The 19,275-nt window shown below is 68.6% G+C and carries 17 protein-coding genes; 2 read left to right on the plus strand and 15 right to left on the minus strand.

The window, feature by feature from the left end:
- Positions 1–11 precede the first annotated feature (11 nt).
- Positions 12–3,500: a DNA polymerase III subunit alpha gene (gene dnaE / locus EJ913_RS13735; RefSeq protein ID WP_126998724.1), complete on the minus strand. Its 3,489-nt coding sequence runs from the start codon at positions 3,498–3,500 to the stop codon at positions 12–14.
- A 130-nt stretch (positions 3,501–3,630) separates the two neighbouring features.
- Here dnaE and EJ913_RS13740 point away from each other — a divergent pair, with 130 nt between their 5' ends.
- Positions 3,631–4,224: a hypothetical protein gene (locus EJ913_RS13740; RefSeq protein WP_126998726.1), complete on the plus strand. Its 594-nt coding sequence runs from the start codon at positions 3,631–3,633 to the stop codon at positions 4,222–4,224.
- Positions 4,225–4,314: 90 nt separating this feature from the next.
- A complete protein-coding gene (locus EJ913_RS13745; RefSeq protein ID WP_126998728.1) occupies positions 4,315–5,196 on the plus strand; it encodes an EamA family transporter in 882 nt (293 codons plus the stop codon).
- Between the two features lie 164 nt (positions 5,197–5,360).
- Here EJ913_RS13745 and EJ913_RS13750 read toward each other — a convergent pair whose 3' ends face one another.
- From EJ913_RS13750 to EJ913_RS13815, 14 genes are all read right to left on the minus strand, one after another.
- On the minus strand, positions 5,361–6,218 hold the full coding sequence (locus tag EJ913_RS13750) for a dienelactone hydrolase family protein (RefSeq protein ID WP_126998730.1): 858 nt from the start codon (positions 6,216–6,218) through the stop codon (positions 5,361–5,363).
- 91 nt (positions 6,219–6,309) lie between these two features.
- Positions 6,310–7,029 carry an ABC transporter ATP-binding protein gene (locus EJ913_RS13755; RefSeq protein ID WP_126998732.1) on the minus strand — a complete coding sequence of 240 codons (720 nt, stop codon included), beginning with the start codon at positions 7,027–7,029 and terminating at the stop codon, positions 6,310–6,312.
- Positions 7,022–8,269, minus strand: coding sequence for a lipoprotein-releasing ABC transporter permease subunit (locus EJ913_RS13760; RefSeq protein ID WP_126998734.1), 1,248 nt, complete (start codon positions 8,267–8,269; stop codon positions 7,022–7,024). The genes EJ913_RS13755 and EJ913_RS13760 overlap by 8 nt, the downstream gene beginning before the upstream one ends.
- Positions 8,270–8,380: 111 nt before the next feature.
- Positions 8,381–9,694: a proline--tRNA ligase gene (gene proS, locus EJ913_RS13765; protein ID WP_126998736.1), complete on the minus strand. Its 1,314-nt coding sequence runs from the start codon at positions 9,692–9,694 to the stop codon at positions 8,381–8,383.
- 227 nt (positions 9,695–9,921) lie between these two features.
- The gene (locus tag EJ913_RS13770; RefSeq protein ID WP_126998738.1) at positions 9,922–10,332 is read right to left on the minus strand and encodes a hypothetical protein; all 411 of its coding nucleotides are present in this window, start codon (positions 10,330–10,332) and stop codon (positions 9,922–9,924) included.
- Between the two features lie 12 nt (positions 10,333–10,344).
- Positions 10,345–11,244, minus strand: coding sequence for a hypothetical protein (locus EJ913_RS13775; protein ID WP_126998740.1), 900 nt, complete (start codon positions 11,242–11,244; stop codon positions 10,345–10,347).
- A gap of 411 nt (positions 11,245–11,655) precedes the next feature.
- Positions 11,656–12,225, minus strand: a complete 570-nt coding sequence (locus tag EJ913_RS13780; protein ID WP_126998742.1) for a DNA-3-methyladenine glycosylase I — start codon at positions 12,223–12,225, stop codon at positions 11,656–11,658.
- Between the two features lie 8 nt (positions 12,226–12,233).
- Complete coding sequence (locus tag EJ913_RS13785; protein ID WP_238521594.1) at positions 12,234–12,473, minus strand: DUF1467 family protein; 240 nt, start codon at positions 12,471–12,473, stop codon at positions 12,234–12,236.
- 37 nt (positions 12,474–12,510) lie between these two features.
- A complete protein-coding gene (mce, locus tag EJ913_RS13790; RefSeq protein WP_126998746.1) occupies positions 12,511–12,915 on the minus strand; it encodes a methylmalonyl-CoA epimerase in 405 nt (134 codons plus the stop codon).
- Positions 12,916–12,963: 48 nt separating this feature from the next.
- A complete protein-coding gene (locus tag EJ913_RS13795) occupies positions 12,964–14,640 on the minus strand; it encodes a ribonuclease J (protein ID WP_238521593.1) in 1,677 nt (558 codons plus the stop codon).
- A 35-nt stretch (positions 14,641–14,675) separates the two neighbouring features.
- Entirely contained in the window at positions 14,676–15,449 is a 774-nt protein-coding gene (locus tag EJ913_RS13800; protein ID WP_126998750.1) for a type III pantothenate kinase, read from the minus strand.
- Between the two features lie 14 nt (positions 15,450–15,463).
- Positions 15,464–16,258 carry a biotin--[acetyl-CoA-carboxylase] ligase gene (locus EJ913_RS13805; RefSeq protein ID WP_126998752.1) on the minus strand — a complete coding sequence of 265 codons (795 nt, stop codon included), beginning with the start codon at positions 16,256–16,258 and terminating at the stop codon, positions 15,464–15,466.
- Between the two features lie 25 nt (positions 16,259–16,283).
- Positions 16,284–17,732, minus strand: coding sequence for an NADH-quinone oxidoreductase subunit NuoN (gene nuoN, locus EJ913_RS13810; protein WP_126998754.1), 1,449 nt, complete (start codon positions 17,730–17,732; stop codon positions 16,284–16,286).
- 13 nt (positions 17,733–17,745) lie between these two features.
- Complete coding sequence (locus tag EJ913_RS13815; RefSeq protein ID WP_126998756.1) at positions 17,746–19,272, minus strand: NADH-quinone oxidoreductase subunit M; 1,527 nt, start codon at positions 19,270–19,272, stop codon at positions 17,746–17,748.
- Between the last annotated feature and the right edge of the window lie 3 nt (positions 19,273–19,275).

Raw genomic sequence — 19,275 nt, forward strand, 5'->3', positions numbered from 1 at the left:
CCCCGCCGTCCTCACAGCTCCGCCACCTCGACCACCCCCGGCACCGCCTTCAGGGCGCCCCGGCTCTGCGGGGTGATGGTGTAGGCGCCGGGAAGCTCGATCTCGACCTCCTTCAAGGGCTCGATCTCGACCAGCACGTTGACCTTGCTCTTGCCGCGCGACAGGCGCTCCAGCGTCGCCTTCAGCGCCTCGATGGGACCGCCGTCGCGCAGCACCACCCGCAGGCCGGCGCTGACCGAGGCGACGGCCTCCTCCAGCGGGCGGATGTCCTGGCAGGTCAGGCGGACCTCCTCGCCGTTGAGCTGGGCGTCCACCGTCATCAGCACCGGGGTGCCCGGCTCCAGCAGCTCGCGGTTGACCGCCAGGATCTCCGAGAACAGCGTCACCTCGTAGCCGCCGGTCGCGTCGGACAGCTCGACGAAGGCGAAGCGGTTGCCCGACTTGGCGGTCTTCTCCTTCTTCGAGACGACGATGCCGGCCATCTTGTAGCGGGTCGAGCCGCCGCGCGCCGCCGCCGTCGCCAGATCGGCCGAGCGCACCACCTTCATGCGGCCGAGCGGCCCGGAATAGGCGTCGAGCGGGTGGGCCGACAGGTAGAAGCCGATGGCGCCGAACTCGTGCTTGAGCTTCTCCAGCGGGTCCCAGTCCTTGACCTTGGGCAGGTTCGGTTCCGGCAGGCCGCCGCCCCCGCCGCCGAACAGGCTGCCGACCATGCCGCTGTCGCGCTCGGCGGCTTCCGCCTGGGCGTAGCGGATGACGGTTTCCAGCGCGGCGTGGACCTGCGCCCGGTTGGGGTTCATCCCGTCGAAGGCCCCGGCGCAGGCGAGGTTCTCGAGCTGGCGCTTGTTGATGGTCTTGAGGTCGAGGCGGCGGGCGAAGTCGAACAGGCTGCGGTAGGGGCCGTTCTTCCGCCGCTCCTCCACCACCGCCTTCATGGCCGGCGCGCCGACGCCCTTGACGGCGGCCAGCGCGTAGCGCACCGCCTTCACCCCGTCGCCGAGTTGCTCGACGCCGAAGATGGCGTCGGACTTGTTGATGTCCGGGGTCAGCAGCTTGATCTTGAGGCGGGCCAGCTCCTGGCGGAAGACGTTCAGCTTGTCGGTGTTGCCGAGGTCGAGCGTCATCGACGCCGCCATGAACTCCACCGGGTGGTTCGCCTTGAGGTAGGCGGTGTGGTAGGCGACCAGCGCGTAGGCCGCCGCGTGGCTCTTGTTGAAGCCGTAGCCGGCGAACTTGTTCACCTGGTCGAAGATCAGGCTGGCGCGCTCGGGCTCGACGCCGCGCGCGGCCGCGCCGTCGACGAACTTGGAGCGCTCCTTGTCCATCTCCTCCTTGATCTTCTTGCCCATCGCGCGGCGCAGGAGGTCGGCGCCGCCCAGCGAGTAGCCGGACAGCACCTGGGCGATCTGCATGACCTGCTCCTGGTAGATCATGATCCCGAAGGTCTCCTTCAGGATCGATTCCAGGGACGGGTGCATGTAGTCGGCCGGCTCCTCCTTGTTCTTCACCCGGATGTATTTCGGGATGTTGTCCATCGGGCCGGGGCGGTAGAGCGACACCAGCGCGATGATGTCCTCCAGCCGGTTGGGCTTGAGGCGGCGCAGCACGTCGCGCATGCCCGAGCTTTCCAACTGGAACACGCCCGTCGCCTCGGCGCGGCTGAGAAGCTGGTAGCTCTTCTCGTCGTCGAGCGGGACGGTGGCGAGGTCGGGCTTCTCCGGGATCAGGTTGACGGCGGTCTGGAGGACGGTCAGCGTCTTGAGGCCGAGGAAGTCGAACTTCACCAGACCGGCCTGCTCGACGTATTTCATGTTGAACTGGGTGACCGGCATGTCCGAGCGCGGGTCTCGGTAGAGCGGCACCAGCTCGTGCAGCGGGCGGTCGGCGATCACCACGCCGGCCGCGTGGGTCGAGGCGTGGCGGAACAGACCCTCCAGCTTGAGCGCGATGTCGATCAGGTGGGCCACCGTCTCGTCGCCGTCGCGCGCGGCGCGCAGCATCTCCTCGCTGTCGAGCGCCTGTTGCAGGGTGACCGGGTTGGCCGGGTTGTTCGGCACCATCTTGCAGATCTTGTCGACCTGCCCGTAGGACATCTGGAGCACGCGGCCGACGTCGCGCAGCACGGCGCGGGCCTGGAGCTTACCGAAGGTGATGATCTGGGCGACGCGGTCGCTGCCGTACTTGTCCTGGACGTAGCGGATCACCTCCTCGCGGCGGTCCTGGCAGAAGTCGATGTCGAAGTCGGGCATCGACACGCGTTCGGGATTCAGGAAGCGCTCGAACAGCAGGCCGAAGCGCAGGGGGTCGAGGTCGGTGATGGTCAGCGCCCAGGCGACCACCGAGCCGGCGCCCGACCCGCGCCCCGGACCCACCGGGATGTCCCGGTCCTTCGCCCATTTGATGAAGTCCGACACGATCAGGAAGTAGCCGGGGAACTTCATGCCGACGATGACGTCCAGCTCGAACTCCAGCCGGTCGAAATACGTCTTGCGGGTTTCGGCGCGCTGCTCCGGGGTCATCTCCGGGGTGTAGACGGCCTTCTCCAGCCGCATCTCCAGCCCGGCGCGCGACTGGGCGCGCAGCTCGTCGTCCTCGGTGCGGCCGTCCTCGCAGGCGAAGGGGGGCAGGATCGGCTTGATGGGTTTCAGCAGGAAGGAGCAGCGGCGGGCGATGGCCAGCGTGTTCTCGATCGCCTCGGGCAGGTCGGCGAAGAGGAGGCGCATGTCCTCGGCCGACTTGAAATGGTGGTCGGGGGTCAGGCGGCGCCGCTCGCTCTGGCTGATGTAGGCGCCCTCGGCGATGCAGAGCAGCGCGTCGTGGGCCTGGTACATCTCCGTGTCGGCGAAGTAGCAGTCGTTGGTGGCGACCAGCGGCAGGTCGTGGGCGTAGGCGAGGTCGATCAGCGCCGGCTCGATGGCGTTCTCCTGCGCCTCGAAATGGCCGCCGGGGTGGCGTTGCAGCTCGACGTAGAGGCGGCCGGGGAACAGGCGTTTCAGCCGCTCCAGCGTGTCGAGCGCCAGATCCTTCTGCCCCTCGCCGAGCAGCCGGCCGAGCGAGCCGCCGACGCCGCCGGTCAGCGCGATCAGCCCGCCGGAATGCCCGTCGAGCGCGTCGAGCGCCACCTGCGGGCCGGCGAGCGGGTCGGATTCGAGGAAGGCCTTGGAGACCAGGGTCATCAGGTTGCGGTAGCCCTCCTCGTTCTGGCAGAGCAGGACGAGCTGGTCGGGGACCGACGCCGCCTTGCCGGGCAGGCCGGGCTTGGTCGCCGCCGGGCCGATCCGGGTGATGCCGAGCACGGTGCCGAGGATCGGCTGCACCCCGGTGTCGGCGGCGGCCAGCGCGAACTCCAGCGCGCCGAACAGGTTGCCGGTGTCGGTCACCGCGACGGCGGGCATGCGCTGCTTGTGGCAGAGCTTCACCAGCTCCTTCACCTTGATGGCGCCCTCCGACAGCGAATAGGCGGAGTGGACGCGCAGATGGATGAAGTCGGCGTGGGTCATGGGAACCGTGCTGTTCGGAAACGACCGTCCGGTTCTAGCACAGGCGGCGCTCGCGCCTCCACCGTCGCCCGGCGCACGCGTTCGTGTTATGCAGAACGGCAAAACGGGAACAGCGAGGGGGAGGGCCGCGATGGATCGGCAGCACCTTGGGCGGCGGCGCTTTGGTCTGGGGAACGCTCGACTCACCGCGCCGCTGGTGCTGCTGGCGCTGGCCGCCTGCCAGACGACGGTCGCCCCCACCCCCGCCCCGCCGGCGCCGCGCGGGCTGGAAAGCGCCGCCGGCCAACCCTTCCGCAGCGCCCCGCGCAGCGGGTGGGCCGTCACCATCCACAAGCCCGGCAGCGGCAGGACCTATTGCCAGGCGGCGCGCGCCGCCGAGGAGTCGGACGGCGGACTCGGCATGGTGTTCCGCACCGCGTCGGCCGAATCGGGCTTCACCCTGACCGGCGTGACGGCGGCCACCCCCGGCGAGCGCTACGAGCTGACCGCCAGCTTCGACCAGGGCGCCAAGCTGATGCTGGGCGCGCGCGGGCTGCCGGGCGGCGGGCTCTACGTGTCCGTCCCGACCAAGACCTATCTGGAGGAGCTGGCGCCCTTCGCGCGCGGCAAGCGGGTGACCTTCCGCAGCGCCACGCTGGGCGATCTGGGCAGCCTGGCGCTGAGCGGGTCGTCCTGGGCGATCAACGCGTCGGACGAGTGCCGCATCCTGCACGCCGATCCCTGAGCGCGACGCGCACGGACGGATCGCTGACCCGCGCGGCGCGCGGGGGTGGCCGTGTTGACCGGTCCGAGGGGCCTGCCTAGGCTCGGGATCATGCGCACCTCCCACATCCTGCTCGCCGTGGCGGTCGCCGCCGTCTGGGGGCTGAACTTCGTCGCGATCAAGCTGGGCTTGCGCGACTTCCCGCCGGTCTTCTTCTGCGCCCTGCGCTTCGCGCTGGCGGCCCTGCCGGTGCTGGTGCTGGGCTGGCGCGAGGGGCCGCCGCTGCCCTGGCGCTGGATCGTCGCCATCGGCGTGCCGCTGGGCGTGGTGCAGTTCCCGCTGCTGTTCTTCGGCATCGACGTCGGCATGCCGGCGGGACTGGCCTCGCTGGTCTTGCAGAGCCAAGCCTTCTTCACGGCGATCTTCGCCGTATTCGCGCTGGGCGACCGGCCGGGGGCCAAGCAGATCGCCGGCATGCTGCTGGCCTTTGCCGGCGTCGGGCTGATCGCGACGGAGATGCCGAGCGGCAGCTCGCTGCTCGGCCTCGGGATGACGCTGGCGGCGGCGGCGTCCTGGGCGGTGGCGAACATCGTGATGAAGAAGGCCAAGGCGCCCGACCTGTTCCGCATGATGGTCTGGGTCAGCCTGGTGCCGCCGCTGCCGCTGCTGGCGCTGTCGCTGGTGGCGGAGGGGCCGGAGCGGATCGGGCACGCCCTGACCGGGCTGAGCTGGGTCGGAGTCGGCTCGCTGGTCTACATCGCGGGGGCGGCGACGCTGTTCGGCTTCGCCGCCTGGGGCTTCCTGATGCGGCACTACCCCGCCAGCCTCGTGGCGCCCTTCTCGCTGCTGGTGCCGATCTTCGGCATGAGCTCCAGCGCGCTGCTGCTGGGCGAGACCTTCACCACGCTGAAGCTGGCGGGCGGGCTGCTGGTGTTCGGCGGGCTGGCGCTGTCGGTGCTGAAGCTGCCGGGACTGCGGCGGGCCGGGGCGTAAAGCGCCCTCTCCCGCCCCGGGAGAGGGAGGGGACCCGCCGAAGGCGGGGAGGGTGAGGGGCTATGGGGACATGGATTGCGCACCACGGCCGATAGCCCCTCACCCTTCCCATGCGATCGCATGGGCCCCTTCCCTCTCCCGGGACGGGAGAGGGAGAAATCAGATCACGCCAGCTTGGCCTTGAGGAACGCGACGCTGCGCGTCCAGGCCAGATCGGCGGCCTCCTTGTTGTAGCGCTCGGCCGAGGTGTCGTTGTGGAAGGCGTGGTTGACGCCGTCGTACATGAACACCTGATGCTCGACCTTGGCCTTGGTCAGCGCCTCGTCATAGGCCGGGACGGCGGCGTTGAGGCGCTGGTCGAGACCGGCGTAATGCAGCATCAGCGGCGCCTTGATCGTGCCGACCAGCGCCGGGTCGGGCGGCGGGCCGTAGAAGGCGACGCCGGCCTTGAGGTCCGACGCCTTGATCGCCAGCCGGTTCATCATCCCGCCGCCCCAGCAGAAGCCGACCGCCCCGACCTTGCCGGAGGAATACCGGTAGGCCATCAGGTAGCTCATGGCGCCGACGAGGTTGTTGACCGTCTTGTCGGCGTCGAGCTGCGCGATCATGTCGCGCGCCTTGTCGGCGTCCTGCGGCGTGCCGCCCAGCGGCGACAGCAGATCGGGCGCGAAGGCGACGAAGCCCTCGGTCGCCAGCCGGCGGGTGACGTCCTCGACATAGGCGTTGAGGCCGCGGTTCTCGTGGATGACGATGACCGCCGGGGCCTTGTCGATCAGCTTGGGCCGCGCGATGTAGCCCGACACGTCGCCGGTCGCGCCCTGGAAGCTGACCTTCTCGGCGGCCAAACGGCTGTCGTCCTCGCCCACCACGGCGGCGCGGGCGTAGTTCGGCTCGATGCTGGCCAGGATCGCCGGGATGGCGGCGGCGCCCCCCGCCAGAACCACCAGCCGCTCCAGGAAGACCCGGCGCGGCAGCGGCGCGTGGGTGTACTCGTCGTAAAGATCGATGATCTTCTGGTCCATTCCCTGAGAGCCCCCGCCACATGGTTGGTTTCGGTCAAGAATGGGTACGACGCCGGTAATGGGCAACCGCGCGGGCGGGAAACCTTTCGGCCTACGCCTCTTCCGGCACCGCCGCCTCCGGTGCCGCCGCGTGCTCCACCAGAACGCCGTCGCGCATCTCCAGCACCCGGTCCATGCGACGCGCCAGCTCCAGGTTGTGCGTCGCCACCAGCGCGCCGACCCGCGCCTGCCGCACGATGGCGGTCAGCATGGCGAAGACGTTCTCCGCCGTGTGGGGGTCGAGGTTGCCGGTCGGCTCGTCGGCGATCAGCAGCGACGGCGCGTTGGCCAGCGCGCGGGCGATGGCGACGCGCTGCTGCTCGCCGCCCGACAGCCGGGCCGGGCGGTGGCTGCCGCGCGCATCCAGCCCGACCATGCGCAGAAGCTCGTCGGCGCGCTGCTTGGCGATGCTCTTGGAGACCCCGGCGATCATCTGCGGCAGCACCACGTTCTCCCGCGCCGAGAATTCCGGCAGCAGGTGGTGGAACTGGTAGACGAAGCCGATGGAGCGCCGCCGCACCTCGGTGCGCTTGCCGTCGTCGAGATCCGACACGTCGGTTCCGGCGATGCGGACGGTGCCGGTGGTCGGCTTCTCCAGCAGGCCCGCGATCTGGAGCAGGGTCGATTTGCCGGCGCCGGACGGACCGACCAGCGCCACCAGCTCGCCCGCGCGGACCGTCAGCTCGGCCCCGCGCAGCACGTCGAGCACCGTGCCGCCCTGTTCGAAGCGGCGGACGATTCCCGACAGTTCCAGCATCGGCTCGTTATTCATAGCGCAGGGCCTCCACCGGATCGAGACGGGCGGCGCGCCAGGACGGGTAGATCGTCGCCGCGAAGGACAGGCCCAAGGCCATCAGCGTCACCTGCGTCACCTCGCTCCAGTCGATCCTGGCCGGCAGCTGCGAGAGGAAATAGATCTCGGCGGAGAACAGGTTGGTGCCGGTCAGCGCCTGGATCGCCTGCCGGATCGTCTCGATGTTGAGCGCGAAGGACACGCCGAGCGCGAGGCCCAGCAGCGTGCCGGTCACCCCGATGCTGGCGCCGGACAGGAAGAAGATGCGCATGATCATGCCGCGCGTGGCGCCCATGGTGCGCAGGATGGCGATGTCGCGCCCCTTGTCCTTCACCAGCATGATCAGGCTGGAGATGATGTTGAAGGCCGCCACCATGATGATCAGCGACAGGATCAGGAACATCACGTTGCGCTCGACCTGGAGCGCGGTGAAGAAGCTGGAGTTGGACTGCTGCCAGTCCACCACCCGGCCCACCCCGGCGACCACCGACTGCACCGCGTCGCGCGCCGCGCGGATCTGCACCGGGTCCTGCACGAAGATCTCCAGCGAGGTCACCGCGTCGCCGGTGCGGAAGAAGGCCTGCGCCTCCTCCAGCGGCAGGAAGACGAAGCTGTTGTCGTATTCGAACATGCCGACGTCGAAGATGGCGCCGATCGGGTAGCTGCGCAGGCGCGGCACGGTGCCGAAGGCGGTGACGTTGCCCTGGGGCGCGATCAGCGTCAACTGGTCGCCGACCGACAGGCCCAGGCGCTGCGCCATGCGGCTGCCGATGGCGATGCGGTCCTCGCCGAAATCCTCGGCCTTGCCGCGGACGACGCCGCGCGCCAGGGTCGGGCGGGCGCGGAAATCCTCCGCCCGCACGCCGCGCACCACGGCGCCCGACGCGACGCCGCGCGCGGAGACCAGAGCCTGCCCCTCAACCGTGGGGGTGACGTTGACGACGCCCGGCGTGTTGCGCAGGGTGCCGGTCAGGACGTCGAAGTCGGGCAGCGGCCCGCCCCGCGCGTTGTAGACGTTGAGATGGCCGTTGAGGCCGAGCACGCGGCCCAGAAGCTCCGCCCGGAAGCCGTTCATCACCGACATGACGATGATGAGCGTCGCCACCCCCAGCGCAATGCCGAGCAGCGAGAACCCCGCGATGACCGAGATGAACCCTTCCTGGCGGCGCGCCCGGAGGTAACGCATCGCGACCATGCGTTCGAAGGCGGTGAAGATCATGCTTGGAACGCCGTGGGCTGTGTGACCGGACCCGCCATGGGCGCAACGGGTGGGTTGGGCACGACGGGCGCGCCCAACCTACACAGCCACCATGGCGCCGGAAAGGCGAACTTACTGCGTAAGCTTGGCCAAGGCGGCATCGACCGAAAGTTCTTCCTTCACGCCCGTCGCGCGGCGCTTCAGTTCCACCACGCCGGTCTTCAGGCCGCGCGGGCCGACCACCAGCTGCCACGGCACGCCGATCAGGTCCATGTCGGCGAACTTGGCGCCCGGCCGCTCGTCGCGGTCGTCGTAGGCCACGTCGAGGCCGGCGGCCTGGAGCTTGGCGTAGAGATCCTGGCAGACCCGGTCGGTCTCGGAATCGCCGACCTTCAGGTTGATCAGGCCGACGTTGAAGGGGGCCACCGCGTCGGGCCAGACGATGCCGTTGTCGTCATGGCTGGCCTCGATGATCGCGCCCATCAGGCGCGAGACGCCGATGCCGTAGGAACCCATCTCGACCGGGACCGACTCGCCGTTGGGGCCGGCGACGACCGCGTTCATCGGCTTGGAGTATTTGGTGCCGAAGTTGAAGATGTGGCCGACCTCGATGCCGCGCGCCGAGACCAGATCGGACTCCGGCACCGGGCTGTTGGCGACGTCGTGCTTCTCGTCGGTCGCGGCGTAGATGCCGGTGACGCGGTCGAAGAAGGGCTGCAGGTCGTCGTCCATGCCGGGGGCGTCCTTCAGGACGTCCAGCTCCATCCAATCCTTGTGGCAGAAGACGCCGCTCTCGCCGGTCTCGGCCAGGATGATGAACTCGTGGCTGAGGTCGCCGCCGATCGGGCCGGTGTCGGCGCGCATCGGGATCGCCTTCAGGCCGAGCCGCGCGAAGGTGCGCAGGTAGGCCAGGAACATCTTCTGGTAGGAGCGCCGCGCGCTGGCCGCGTCGATGTCGAAGGAATAGGCGTCCTTCATCAGGAACTCGCGCCCGCGCATCACGCCGAAGCGGGGGCGGATCTCGTCCCGGAACTTCCACTGGATGTGGTAGAGGTTCAGCGGAAGCTGGCGGTAGCTCTTGACGAAGCTGCGGAAGATGTCGGTGATCATCTCCTCGTTCGTCGGGCCGAACAGCATGTCGCGGTCGTGGCGGTCGGTGATGCGCAGCATCTCCTTGCCGTAATCGTCGTAGCGGCCGCTCTCGCGCCACAGGTCGGCCGACTGGATCGTCGGCATCAACAGTTCCTGAGCGCCGGCCGCGTTCTGCTCCTCGCGGACGATCTGCTCGATCTTCTTCAGCACCCGGTGACCCAGCGGCAGCCAGGCGTAGATGCCGGCGCTGGTCTGGCGGATCATCCCGGCCCGCAGCATCAGGCGGTGCGAGACGATCTGCGCCTCCGTCGGGGTCTCCTTGAGGGTCGGCATGAAGAAGCTGGACAGCCGCATGGCTCGGATCTCGTCTGCGAGGTGTTCGGGGCCGCGACGGGTCAAGACCACGGCCCAGGTGGGGACAGCGACTTTAGGAAGGTCGCCCCGGATTGTCCACTGCGCTGCAGCGGGGCGGGTGAGGGGCCAGCGGGACATGGATTGCGTACCACGCCCGATAGCCCCTCACCCTCCCCGCTTCGCGGGTCCCCTCCCTCTCCCGGAGCGGGAGAGGGCTTGGAGGCGGCTCAGCGCGACCGGCAATAGGCGTAGAGCTCCGCCTCGGCGGGGCCGCCGATGGGCTGGCCGTTGAAAAACAAGTGGTTTCCCTCCAGCGACAGCCAGCCGACCTGGACGTTGCTGTCGCGTCCGGGCACGTTCAGCCCGATCACGCGGGCCAGATCGCCCGAGACCGGGATGTCGAAACGATCGAGGGGAACGGTGGGGGCCGAGCCCGGCAGGTCGGCGGGCGCCACCGGGCGGCCGCGCACGTCCACGCCCGGCCGGTACTCCACATCCGCCGCCGGGCGGTGCCGGGTCAGCGTCTGGCAGGCTGAGAAGTCCACCGCCGGGCGGCCCTGCGCAAAGGCCGGGGGCGCCAAGGCGGGGGGCGCGGCGATCAGCGTCGCCATCAGAACCGTCATCGCCGTCGCGCGCATCGCCGCGTCTCCCTACAGGCTGTGCTGCTGGTGAACGATGGCCGGATTCGACATGGCTTTCCAGTAGATCGACAGATAGGGCATGCCCTTCTCCGCCTCCTCCTGGGTGCGGGCGGACTGGCGGATGTACTTGCCGATGAAGGGCTTGTTCACATGCTCCAGATCGACCGCCGCCTTGATCACCAGGAACTCGCCGATCTTGTCCGGCAAATTGTAATGCCATTTCTGCAGACAGTCGGAGGTGACGCCGGGCTTCGCCTGCTCCTTCTCGTCCATGTAGAATTCCTGGTGGTGGTACTGGGAGATCTCCTTCCACGCCTGGGCCAGACGACCGGGCTTGACGCGGGGCATGCCCTTCAGGATGCGCACGTCCTCGTGGAACAGCGGCAGGAAGCCGCGCCGCTCGCCCAGTTCGGTCAGCATGCTGTGCAGGCCGGCCATCACCCCGCCCTCGCCCTCCCCGGCCGGCTTGGTCTCGGGCTTGGCGGCGTTCCTGCGGCCGAAGAGAGCGCTGAGGAAGCCCTTCTTGGGCTTGGCGGCGTTGGAGGCGGCGCTGTCGGCGCCGACCTTGCGCTCGTCCCACAGGGAATCCCAGGCGTAGTCCCAGGCGGTGAACACCGCGTTGGAGCGGTCGTCGAGCACCGTCAGCAGATACTCGCGCCCCTCCCGCCGCCAGTCGACGTCGCCGACGATGGAGCGGACCGGCCGGCGGCTGAGCACGACCGGCAGGATGCCGACCCGCACCAGATCGGCGTAGAATTCGACGAAGGACGGGGTCTGGATGAAGGGAAGCCGGGAACGCGGCTGCTGTTCCGGCGCCAGCAGCTCCATGTTTTTCCGGGTGCGCTCCAGCAGTTCGGTCGTCAGCACCGCGGCGAACTGGTCGAAGCGTTCGTTTTCGTTCGCGGCCATCGGATGCCTCGACTGTCCTTCCTTCCGCGCCCGAAACCGGCTGCCGTCCCCGCGACCGGTTCGCAGGGACATCTTTCATGTGGGTATCGAAACAACGTTACCAAGTAAACCGTTAACGTTTCCTGCCAGACCGGCGGAAAGTAACCGACCCGGAGCGCCCGCCCCCCCGGCGCACAGAAAAAAGGCCGCGCGGTTGTCCGGCGCGGCCTTTCGAGTTTAGGGAGGAATCGCCACCAGGCGTCGGAAAAGAGGGAACATCGTATCCCCCCTCGTCACACATAAAAATGTGGACCCGGCCACCGGGGTTGGCAAGCCCAAAACAGAGGCAGACGGAAGCTCTGCTTAAAAAACTTGCTTTTTTGCCTGAGGACTGGGCGGTTGCCGCATCCGGAAGCGGTGTTTGCCTATCTTTCAGTCATTATAGCCGGTGAAGCCGGCGTCCATGGCGCTCTTCCACGGCGGCGCCTCGGCCAGGACCGACGCCTGGACCGGGCAATCGGGTTGGTGGGCGCCCGGCAGATAACCCAGACTCATCAGGAACTCGCCGACGATCTCGCCGCCGGTGAAGCGGAAGGTCTTGCGGAACAGCGCCACCCACTGCGCCTTGCCGAGCGGGTGATGGGCGCGCAGCCAGCCGTCGAAGGAGCCGTGGCTGGCCCGCAGGGCGATGATCCGCCGGGCGTTGTCGATGGCGGCGTCGACCTTCAGGCGGTTGCGCACGATGCCGGCGTCGGCCAGCAGCCGCGCCCGCTCCGTTTCGCCGTAGGCGGCGACGCGGTCCACGTCGAAGCCGTCGAAGGCGGCGCGGAACGCCTCGCGCTTCTTGAGGATGGTCAGCCAGGACAGGCCGGCCTGGTTGATCTCCAGGACCAGACGTTCGAACAGGATGCGTTCGTCGGCGCTGGGGAAGCCGTATTCGCGCTCGTGGTACGGCCCATGGAAGGGGTGGCCGGGGGCGGCGGCGCAGTAGGTCAGGCTCACGGCATCTCTCACAGATCCTTGACCATGTCGCGGAAGGAGACCAGCCCCGACTGGGCGATGGCGTAGATCACCAGCCAGACGAGCAGCGCGACGACGGAGGTCGCGATCACCTTGCGCAGCATGTGCGGCTCGATGGGCGCGCTCGACGCCATGCCGGGCTCCGGGTTGTCCGGAGTCCGCACGCCCCAGGGCAGCACCGCGAACAGCACCACCCACCACACGACGATGTAGACGAAAATCCCCGTCACCCAGCCGTCCATCGCACCCTCTTATCGCAAGGCCGTTTCAGACCTGCTCCAGTTCCACCAGCGTGCCGCAGAAATCCTTCGGGTGCAGGAACAGCACCGGCTTGTCGTGGGCGCCGAGCTTGGGCTCGCCGTCGCCCAGCACCCGCGCGCCCTCCGCCTTCAGCCGGTCGCGCGCCGCCAGGATGTCGTCCACCTCGTAGCAGACGTGGTGGATGCCGCCCGACGGGTTCTTCGCCAGGAAACCCGCGACCGGCGAGGCGTCCCCGAAGGGGTGCAGCAGCTCGATCTTGGTGTTGGGCAGGTTGACGAAGACCACGGTGACGCCATGCGGGGCCAGATCGACCGGCTGCGACACGGCGGCGCCCAGCGTGTCGCGGTAGAGCGCCGTCGCCGCCGGCAGATCCGGAACGACGATGGCGATGTGGTTCAGCTTTCCGATCATGGGTGCCCCCGCAATGCCTGTGAGACGGAATATCCGCGTTCCCCGACCTTATACACGGACGAGGTGGACCTCCGTCACCGGCTTCTTGCCGTGCGTCGCGTTGAAGCAGCGGCGCACCGCGATGCGCGCCGCCTCCTTGACCTGGGCGTCGTCGGCCTTCGCCGTCTTGGACAGCCCGGCCACCGCCTCGCGCACCGCGTCGATGACGTCAAGCAGCAGGTCGCGGTCGGCGGCCTCGTCGAGCAGCCCCATCGTCGCCACCTGCGGCGCGGTCACCAGCTCGCCGCGCGCGGTCATGACCAACGTCACCACCGAGGCGCCGTTGTTCACCATGCGGTTGCGCGTGCGCATCAGGCCGGTGTCGAGCGGGATCAGCCGCTTGCCGTCCAGCGCCATGCGGCCCGACCGCACATGGGCGACGACGCGCGGCGGCCCGTCGGGGCCGAGGCGGATCAGCTCGCCGTTGGTCGGGATGATGCTCTCGGGCACCTGGCAGTCGCCGGCCAGCGCGGCGTGGGCCTGCTGGTGGCGCTGCTCGCCGTGGACCGGGACGGCGATGCGCGGGCGCACCCATTGGTACATGCGCACCAGCTCGTCGCGCGCCGGGTGGCCGGAGACGTGGACCTCCGCGTCCTCGGCGGTCACCAGCTCGACGCCCTGGGCGACCAGCTGGTTCTGCATGCGGCCGATGTCGCGCTCGTTGCCGGGGATCTCGCGCGAGGAGAACACCACCACGTCGCCGCGCCCCAGCGTGATCTGCGGGTGGTCGTTGGCCGCGATGCGGGCCAGCGCCGAGCGCGGCTCGCCCTGGCTGCCGGTGCAGATCAGCACCAGCTTCTCGCGCGGCAGATAGGCGGCGTCGTGCTCGGAGAGGAATTTCGGCACGTCGGCGAGGTAGCCGTTGGCCCGCGCCGCCTCGTTGATCCGCCACAGCGAGCGGCCGACCAGCGCCACATGGCGGCCGTGCCGGGCCGCCGCGACGGCGATGCTCTCCAGCCGGGCGACGTTGGTGGCGAAGCAGCTCACCGCGACCCGCACGCCGGGGTAGCGCCCGATCAGGTCGACCAGCGTCTCGCGCACCGTGGCCTCCGACCCGGTGGCGCCGGGCACCAGCGCGTTGGTGCTGTCGCCGACCAGCGCCAGCACGCCCTCATCGCCGATCTGGCGCAGGCGCTCCTCGTCGGCCACACGGCCCAGCATCGGGGCGGGGTCGAGCTTCCAGTCGCCGGTGTGCAGCACCGTCCCGGCCGCGGTGCGGATGGCCAGCGCGTTGGGCTCGGGGATCGAGTGCGTCATGGTGACGTATTCGACCGCGAAGGGACCGGCCTCGACGCGGCCGCCGAGCGGAACCTCATGGATCGGCACGATTCCGTTCAGGCCGCGCTCGTGCAGCTTGGCGCGCAGCACCGAGGCCGTGAAGGGCGTGCAGTAGACCGGGCAGCGCAGCTCCGGCCAGAGATACTGGATGGCGCCGAGGTGATCCTCGTGCGCGTGGGTCACCACCAGCCCGACCAGATCGGCCCGCCGCTCCGCGATGAAGCTGGGGTCCGGCATGATCACGTCCAGCCCCGGCATGGTGTCGTCGGCAAAGGAGATGCCGAGATCGACCATCAGCCATTTGCCCCTGTGGCCGTAGAGGTTGAGGTTCATGCCGATTTCGCCGGAGCCGCCGAGCGGCAGGAAATACAGCGCGTCATCCTCCGGAACGAAGGCATCCGCCGGCATCGGGGCAGCTCCGGCGGCGGTCTGGGAGGATTGGGTCATTGGCTCGTGTTGCGCTTGTGGATCAGGAGGAGACCGCGAAGCGTCAGCTCGCCGTCGGTGTGTTCGATGACATGGGTGGCCTTGGCGAAAAGAACAGCCAGCCCGCCGGTGGCGACGACCGACATCGGCTCGCCGTATTCGGCGCGGATGCGGGCGATCAGCCCCTCGATCAGGCCGACGTAGCCCCAGAAGATGCCGGACTGCATGCAGGCGATGGTGTTCTTGCCGATGACCTCGGCGGGCGGCTGGATCTCGACGCGCGGCAGCTTGGACGCCGCCATCTGGAGGGCTTCCAGCGACAGGTTCAGCCCCGGCGCGATCACCCCGCCCCGGTAGTTGCCGTCGGAATCGACCACGTCGAAGGTGGTCGCGGTGCCGAAATCGATGACGATCAGCGGGGTCTTGTAGGTCGCCGCCGCCGCCACCGTGTTGACGAGGCGGTCGGCCCCGACCTCCTCCGGCCGGTCGACCAGCGCCTGGGCGCCCAGCTTGACCTCGGGCTGGCCGACGATCATCGGGTCGCAGCCGAAATGGTCCTTGCAGAGCCGCTTGAGGTTGAAGGTGGCGCCGGGGACCACGCTGGCGATGATGGCGCCGTGGATGTCCAGCGCCTTCAAACCCTTCAGCGCCATCAGCTGCATCAGCCAGACCATGTACTCGTCGGCGGTGCGCTTGGGGTCGCTGGCGGTGCGCCAGATTCCGCGCTGTCGGTCGCCGTCGTAGATGGCGAACACCACGTTCGTGTTTCCGGCGTCGATGGCGAGCAACATGGCTGGCGTCCGTATCAGGCTGCGGGCGGAGGCGGAAAGAACACGTCCCCGGCGGCGATGCGCTGACGCGGACCGCCGTCCGCTGGATCAAGCAACAGAACGCCGTCGCTGTCCAGATCGGCGAAGGTTCCGGGGATCGTGCGGTCGGCGAGACGGACCAGGATCGGGCCGCCGACCCCCTTGGCCCGCGCCAGCCACGCGTCGCGCACCGGGCCGAAGCCGAACTCCCGCCAGCGCCCGTACCACGTGGCGAGATGCCCGGCGTAGACCTCCAGCAGGGCCGAGGCGGCCATGACGGGGGCGCCCTCGGCGATCAGCGAGGTGGCGGCGTAGCCGGCGTCGTCGGGGAAATGGCGCAAATTGATGCCGACGCCGAGCACGACCCAGGACACCTTGCCGGAACGGTCGGGCTCCGATTCCAGCAGGATGCCGGAGAGCTTGCGGTCGTGGACCAGCACGTCGTTGGGCCATTTGCAGCGCACGCCGGACGGATCGGGCAGCACCGATTCGGCGGTCTCGGCGATGGCGAGCGCGGCGACGAAGGAGATCAGCGCGGCCTCGGCCGGCGGGCAATCCGGCCGCAGGATGGTCGAGCTGTAGAGGTTGCCCTCGGGCGAGGTCCAGGCGCGCCCGCGCCGGCCGCGCCCGCTCTCCTGCCGGCGCGCCCAGACGATGCTGCCCTCCCCGGCGCCCGAACGCGCCAAGGCCTTCGCCTCGTCGTTCGTGCTGCCGACGGAGTCGAAGGCCTTGATGCGGAAGCCGGGAGGCAGGCGCAACCGCGCCGCCTCCGCCTCTGTGTGGTCGATCATCCGGTGCCGATCATCCCAGAGGGCTTCATCCGGCGAAGAGCGCGGCCGCCGCGATGGCGGCCCCGTTCAGGATCGGCGCCGGGGCGACGAAGAACAGCAGGGTGAACAGGCTGGTGACCACCAGGATGCCCGTCATGCCGTCGTCGTCGACCTTGTCCACCACCACCACCGGCTCGTCGAAATACATGATCTTGATGATGCGCAGGTAGTAGTAGGCGCCGACCACGCTGGTCAGCACGCCGATCACCGCCAGCGCGTAGTCGCCGGCGGCGACGGCGGCCAGGAAGACGTAGAGCTTGCCGAAGAAGCCGGCCATCGGCGGGATGCCGGCCATCGAGAACATGAAGATCGCCATGGTCGCCGCCAGCATCGGGCTGGTCTTCGACAGGCCGGCGAAGTCCTTGATCTCCTCCAGCATGACGCCCTTGGCCTTCATCGACAGGATGACGGCGAAGGCGCCGATGTTCATGGCGATGTAGAGCGCCATGTAGATCAGCACGCCGCGCACGCCGTCCTGCGTGCCGGCCGACAGGCCGACCAGCGCGTAGCCGACATGGCCGATGGAGCTGTAGGCCATCAGGCGCTTGATGTTGGTCTGCATGATCGCGGCGAAGGAGCCGATGACCATCGACAGGATGGCCGTGGCCACCAGAATCTGGTGCCACTGCGCGGTCAGATGGCCGAACGGCTCGATCAGCACGCGGGTGAACAGCGCGACGGCGGCCACCTTGGGTGCTGCGGCGAAGAAGGCGGTGACCGGGGTCGGCGCGCCCTCGTAGACGTCGGGCGACCACATGTGGAAGGGCGCGGCCGACAGCTTGAAGGCCAGACCGGCCAGCACGAAGACCAGACCGATCACGAGGCCGGTCGAGACGTGCGCGCCGCCGGCGAACAGCGCCGCCACCTTGTCGAAGGAGGTCGTGCCGGCGAAGCCGTAGACCAGCGAGGAGCCGTAGAGCAGCATGCCCGACGACAGCGAGCCCAGGACGAAGTACTTCAGGCCCGCTTCCGACGACTTGGCGTGGTCGCGGCGGAAGGCGGCGATGACGTAGAGCGCGAGGCTCTGCGTCTCCAGCCCGACATACAGCGAGATGAGGTCGTTGGCCGAGATCATCATCAGCATGCCGAGCGTGGCGAACAGCATCAGCACCGGGAACTCGAAGCGCGCGATCCCTTCCCGCTCGTTGAAGCCGAGCGAGAGGATGACCGAGAGCGCCGCCGAGACCAGCACCAGCACCTTCATGAAGACGCCGAAGCCGTCCATCACGAAGAGGCCGTTGAAGGTGACGACGCGGCCGGCGCCGTAGCCCATCGCCAGGACGGCGGCGAGCAGCATGACCACCACGGTCAGGTAGGAGATGGGACGGGTGAAGCCGTCCCCACGGAAGACGCCGATCAGCAGCAGGGCCATCCCCGCCACCGCGAGGAAGATCTCCGGCAAGGCCGGCCAGATGTCGGGAAACACTGCGGTCATGTCGAAGAACCCCTTAGCGCGCGGCGACCGACACGCCGGACGCGGCGTGCGACGCGGCCAGCTTGGTCTGGTAGGTCTGGATCAGATGCTCGACCGACGCCGAGGTCATGTTCAGGAAGCTGCTGGGGTAGACGCCCATCCACAGGACGACCAGCACCAGCGGGATGAAGGTCGCGACCTCGCGGCCGTTCATGTCGAACATCGCCTTGACGTCCGGCTTGACCAGCTTGCCGTACACGACGCGGCGGTAGAGCCACAGCGCGTAGGCGGCGCCCAGCACCATGCCGGTGGCGGCCAGCGCCGCGACCCAGGTGTTGTCGCGGAAGACGCCGAGCAGCACCAGGAACTCGCCGACGAAGCCGGCGGTGCCGGGCAGGCCGACCGACGCCATGGTCATGAACAGGAAGACCACCGCGTATTTCGGCATGTTCTTCACGAGGCCGCCGTAGCGGGCGATCTCGCGGGTGTGCAGCCGGTCGTAGACGACGCCAACGCAGAGGAACAAGGCGCCCGACACCACGCCGTGCGACAGCATCTGGAAGATCGAGCCCTCGATGCCCTGCTGGTTCAGCGCGAACATGCCGATGGTGACGAAGCCCATGTGCGCGACCGACGAATAGGCGATCAGCTTCTTCATGTCCTCCTGGGCCAACGCGACCAGGGAGGTGTAGATCACGGCGACGACCGACAGGGTGTAGACCAGCGGCGCGAAATACTCGGTGGCTTCCGGCAGGATCGGGATGTTGAAGCGCAGGAAGCCGTAGCCGCCCATCTTCAGCAGCACGCCGGCCAGGATGACCGACCCGGCGGTCGGCGCCTCGACGTGGGCGTCGGGCAGCCAGGTGTGGACCGGCCACATCGGCACCTTCACCGCGAAGGAGGCGAAGAAGGCCAGCCACAGCCACATCTGCATGCCGCGCGGGAACTGGGTGGCGGTGATGGTCGGGATGTCGGTGGTGCCGGCCACGTAATACATGGCCAGGATCGCCAGCAGCATCAGCACCGAGCCGAGCAGCGTGTAGAGGAAGAACTTGAACGCCGCGTAGACCCGGCGCGGACCGCCCCAGATGCCGATGATCAGGAACATCGGGATCAGGACGCCTTCGAAGAACATGTAGAACAGCACGAAGTCCAGCGCGCAGAACATCCCGATCATCAGGGTTTCCAGCGCGAGGAAGGCGATCATGTACTCCTTGACGCGGGTCTGCACCGACTCCCAGCCCGCCAGGATGCACAGCGGCATCAGGAAGCCCGAGAGCACGACGAACAGCACCGAGATGCCGTCGACGCCCATGTGGTAGGAGATGCCGAAATCGGGGATCCACGCCGCCTTCTCGACCATCTGGTAGCCGGGATTGCGGGCGTCGAAGTTGATCCAGATGAACAGCGTCAGCACGAAGGTGACGAGGGTCGTCCACAGCGCGATGTAACGGACGTTCCGAACCACGTCCGGCGACGTGCCCCTGCAGAACAGCAGGATCAGCGCCACACCGACGAGCGGCAGGAAGGTCGTGAACGACAGGAGCGGCCAGCTAGCCATTGT

This window comes from Azospirillum doebereinerae (assembly GCF_003989665.1).
Lineage (GTDB): Bacteria > Pseudomonadota > Alphaproteobacteria > Azospirillales > Azospirillaceae > Azospirillum > Azospirillum doebereinerae.

What these genes read in the sequence shown, in the direction of transcription:
- dnaE (WP_126998724.1), bottom strand. Translation starts at nt 3,500, where the DNA reads ATGACCCACGCCGACTTCATCCATCTGCGCGTCCACTCCGCCTATTCG.
- EJ913_RS13740 (WP_126998726.1), top strand. Translation starts at nt 3,631, where the DNA reads ATGGATCGGCAGCACCTTGGGCGGCGGCGCTTTGGTCTGGGGAACGCT.
- EJ913_RS13745 (WP_126998728.1), top strand. Translation starts at nt 4,315, where the DNA reads ATGCGCACCTCCCACATCCTGCTCGCCGTGGCGGTCGCCGCCGTCTGG.
- EJ913_RS13750 (WP_126998730.1), bottom strand. Translation starts at nt 6,218, where the DNA reads ATGGACCAGAAGATCATCGATCTTTACGACGAGTACACCCACGCGCCG.
- EJ913_RS13755 (WP_126998732.1), bottom strand. Translation starts at nt 7,029, where the DNA reads ATGAATAACGAGCCGATGCTGGAACTGTCGGGAATCGTCCGCCGCTTC.
- EJ913_RS13760 (WP_126998734.1), bottom strand. Translation starts at nt 8,269, where the DNA reads ATGATCTTCACCGCCTTCGAACGCATGGTCGCGATGCGTTACCTCCGG.
- proS (WP_126998736.1), bottom strand. Translation starts at nt 9,694, where the DNA reads ATGCGGCTGTCCAGCTTCTTCATGCCGACCCTCAAGGAGACCCCGACG.
- EJ913_RS13770 (WP_126998738.1), bottom strand. Translation starts at nt 10,332, where the DNA reads ATGCGCGCGACGGCGATGACGGTTCTGATGGCGACGCTGATCGCCGCG.
- EJ913_RS13775 (WP_126998740.1), bottom strand. Translation starts at nt 11,244, where the DNA reads ATGGCCGCGAACGAAAACGAACGCTTCGACCAGTTCGCCGCGGTGCTG.
- mce (WP_126998746.1), bottom strand. Translation starts at nt 12,915, where the DNA reads ATGATCGGAAAGCTGAACCACATCGCCATCGTCGTTCCGGATCTGCCG.
- EJ913_RS13795 (WP_238521593.1), bottom strand. Translation starts at nt 14,640, where the DNA reads ATGCCGGCGGATGCCTTCGTTCCGGAGGATGACGCGCTGTATTTCCTG.
- EJ913_RS13800 (WP_126998750.1), bottom strand. Translation starts at nt 15,449, where the DNA reads ATGTTGCTCGCCATCGACGCCGGAAACACGAACGTGGTGTTCGCCATC.
- EJ913_RS13805 (WP_126998752.1), bottom strand. Translation starts at nt 16,258, where the DNA reads ATGATCGACCACACAGAGGCGGAGGCGGCGCGGTTGCGCCTGCCTCCC.
- nuoN (WP_126998754.1), bottom strand. Translation starts at nt 17,732, where the DNA reads ATGACCGCAGTGTTTCCCGACATCTGGCCGGCCTTGCCGGAGATCTTC.
- EJ913_RS13815 (WP_126998756.1), bottom strand. Translation starts at nt 19,272, where the DNA reads ATGGCTAGCTGGCCGCTCCTGTCGTTCACGACCTTCCTGCCGCTCGTC.